Below are 2,010 nucleotides of genomic sequence, written 5' to 3'. Positions count from 1 at the left end.
AGCGCGAACCCCCGCTCTGCCGCGGGCGAACACCGCAATCTGAAACAGGGGACGCCTCACGTGGCGACCCACGACCTCAAAACCAGGTCACTAGGCGCGCAGCGCCTAGGAACCGGTAACTCCGGCCCGGTCCGGGCGTCGGTTGTCCGCCGCCCGCGGAGCCGGATCCCAGAGGGCGCCGGCCGAGGGCGGTGGCGGGCTGTGCGGGTGCGCCCGGGTCCCCGGGGGTCGGCTCGGCCAACTCGGCGGCCAGACGGGGCCGGCGGGCGGCCGAGGGCACCGGGGGAGTAGTGGGGCGGGGGCCAGTGCCCAGGGGGCGGCGCTCGATCATCCCGCGAGTCTGGCCTATGTGAACTTCTTGGCTCATCCACCCCATAACCAGGTTGTCACTCAGTGGCCTGCTGGCTGTCTAGCTGCAGCGCCAGAGGTTGCGTAGGTGCTCCGCGTCGCAACCTGCGGATCGTCCGCTGACCACAACGGGAGGGAACCCCTCATGTCCTGCACCATCGACCAGCAGCCCCAGCACCAGCCGGCCCCGCAGTCCCCGAACACCGACCCCGTGTTGCTCCTGGTCGTGGGGATCGTCGTCGTCCTGGTCCTGGGCGCCACGGGCTACCTGTGCGTGGTGCACCGCTCCCTGGCCGGGACGATCGGCGCCGTGGGCGGGGTGGCTTCGGCGCTGGCCGCCGCGTTCGGCGTGGCGTTCGCCCTGCGCCGCCGATGACGCCGGGGCCGCCCGGCGCCGACAAATGCGAGCTGTCGGCGCCTTGGGCCTTCGCCAGACTGGTTTCGTAGCTGTGTATGACTCAGCGGCGTCGGAGGAGGTAGGGGACAACGACGGCTGCGTATACGCCGGCGGTGCTCAGACCGGTGGCTACGGGGTTGGCCCAGGACGGTGCGATTCGTACCGCGAGGAGCGCGCCGATCGCGAAGACGGCGCCGAGTACTGCGATGAGGGCGTCGCGCTGCCGTCGCAGGCGGGCCAGCTGCTGGGTGGTGGTCTCTGTGGTCGAGGCCGCCTCGGTCTGGGCGGTGGGGATCGCTGTCGTGCTGGTGGTGGTCATGGTGTTCCTCTCGTAGGAGCCGGCGTTGTGCCGAGGTGGGTGGGGCGGAACGAGGGCAACTGTGCGAGCGAGCGCGGCCGGGGTCGAGTTCTCGCGAATATTCGTTCCGTGCCTGTTCAGAGGCCCTCTGGCATGGATTCGCGAGAACTTGACGGGGCGCCTGGGCACGGGAGTCGGCCGTCGTGGGATGAGGTTGGACCGTGTGCGGGTTAGCTCCGCAAGCCCTGTTGCAGCTGCGGTCTCGAAGCGGGTTAGTGCGTCGATCGCTCAGATTCGCGAAGCCCTTGGCACGGCGCTGCGCACTGCCCCGGTCCGGCTGCGCTGGTCCCGAAGTCTTCGAGTGTGTTGATGGCCTTGTGGACGGACGCGAATTTTTTCGGGGTCTGGGGGTGCGGGTTTTGAGTTTTTTTCGGGGGTTTATTGGAGGCCAGCCAAATTTCTTTGTGCGACGTGTTGAATTTCTGTACGAGACCTGATTGGTCGTCAAGTTGGTGTGTTTTGGTGGTTCTTGGCGCCTTGGCCTCAACTAGCGGAGCGCTGTACGTTCCTGTGGGGCTGCGTTACACCGCTCCTGGCGCTAAGGGGATTCCCGCTGGTGGTAGGCCGGGAGACGGGCGGTCAGGGGTTCTCTGGGGCCCGGTTCCGATGTTCGCCCGGGGGAGCGTCACCGTGGTCCCTGCACCTCTCGCCGGCTGCAGGTACCGGTCTGATGGGGCTTGCCAGACCCGTGCCTCTAAATTTTTGACGGAGAGTTACCAAAGTGCAGTGGAGCAGGCCACGACCGAGGCCAGCTACCCTCGTTCGTTGCCAGCCGCCCGCGAAGCGGGCCCAGGGCCGGGGAGCGAAGCGGACCGCGTCCTCCGGGTCCGACGTCCTCGTCGTCGGGGGCGGGATCATCGGCCTGGTCACCGCCTGGCGGGCGGCCCGGCACGGACTGCGGACCGTA

The 2,010-nt window shown here is 68.3% G+C and carries 2 protein-coding genes and 1 pseudogene; 2 read left to right on the top strand and 1 reads right to left on the bottom strand.

Features of this window, described 5'->3' with window-relative positions:
• Positions 1 to 493: 493 nt before the first annotated feature.
• Positions 494 to 724 (top strand): hypothetical protein, encoded by a 231-nt coding sequence (locus tag AB0M92_RS39215; RefSeq protein WP_366107182.1) that lies wholly within the window; start codon positions 494 to 496, stop codon positions 722 to 724.
• An 82-nt stretch (positions 725 to 806) separates the two neighbouring features.
• Here AB0M92_RS39215 and AB0M92_RS39210 read toward each other — a convergent pair whose 3' ends face one another.
• Positions 807 to 1,064 (bottom strand): hypothetical protein, encoded by a 258-nt coding sequence (locus AB0M92_RS39210; protein WP_366107181.1) that lies wholly within the window; start codon positions 1,062 to 1,064, stop codon positions 807 to 809.
• Between the two features lie 856 nt (positions 1,065 to 1,920).
• Here AB0M92_RS39210 and AB0M92_RS39205 point away from each other — a divergent pair.
• Positions 1,921 to 2,010, top strand: a pseudogene (locus AB0M92_RS39205) (FAD-dependent oxidoreductase); the annotation flags it as partial.

Source organism: Streptomyces sp. NPDC051582, assembly GCF_040681715.1.
Classification (GTDB): Bacteria; Actinomycetota; Actinomycetes; order Streptomycetales; family Streptomycetaceae; genus Streptomyces.
The sequence above is the reverse complement of the archived record's forward strand: the minus strand, read 5'-3'. Positions and strand labels throughout refer to the sequence as shown.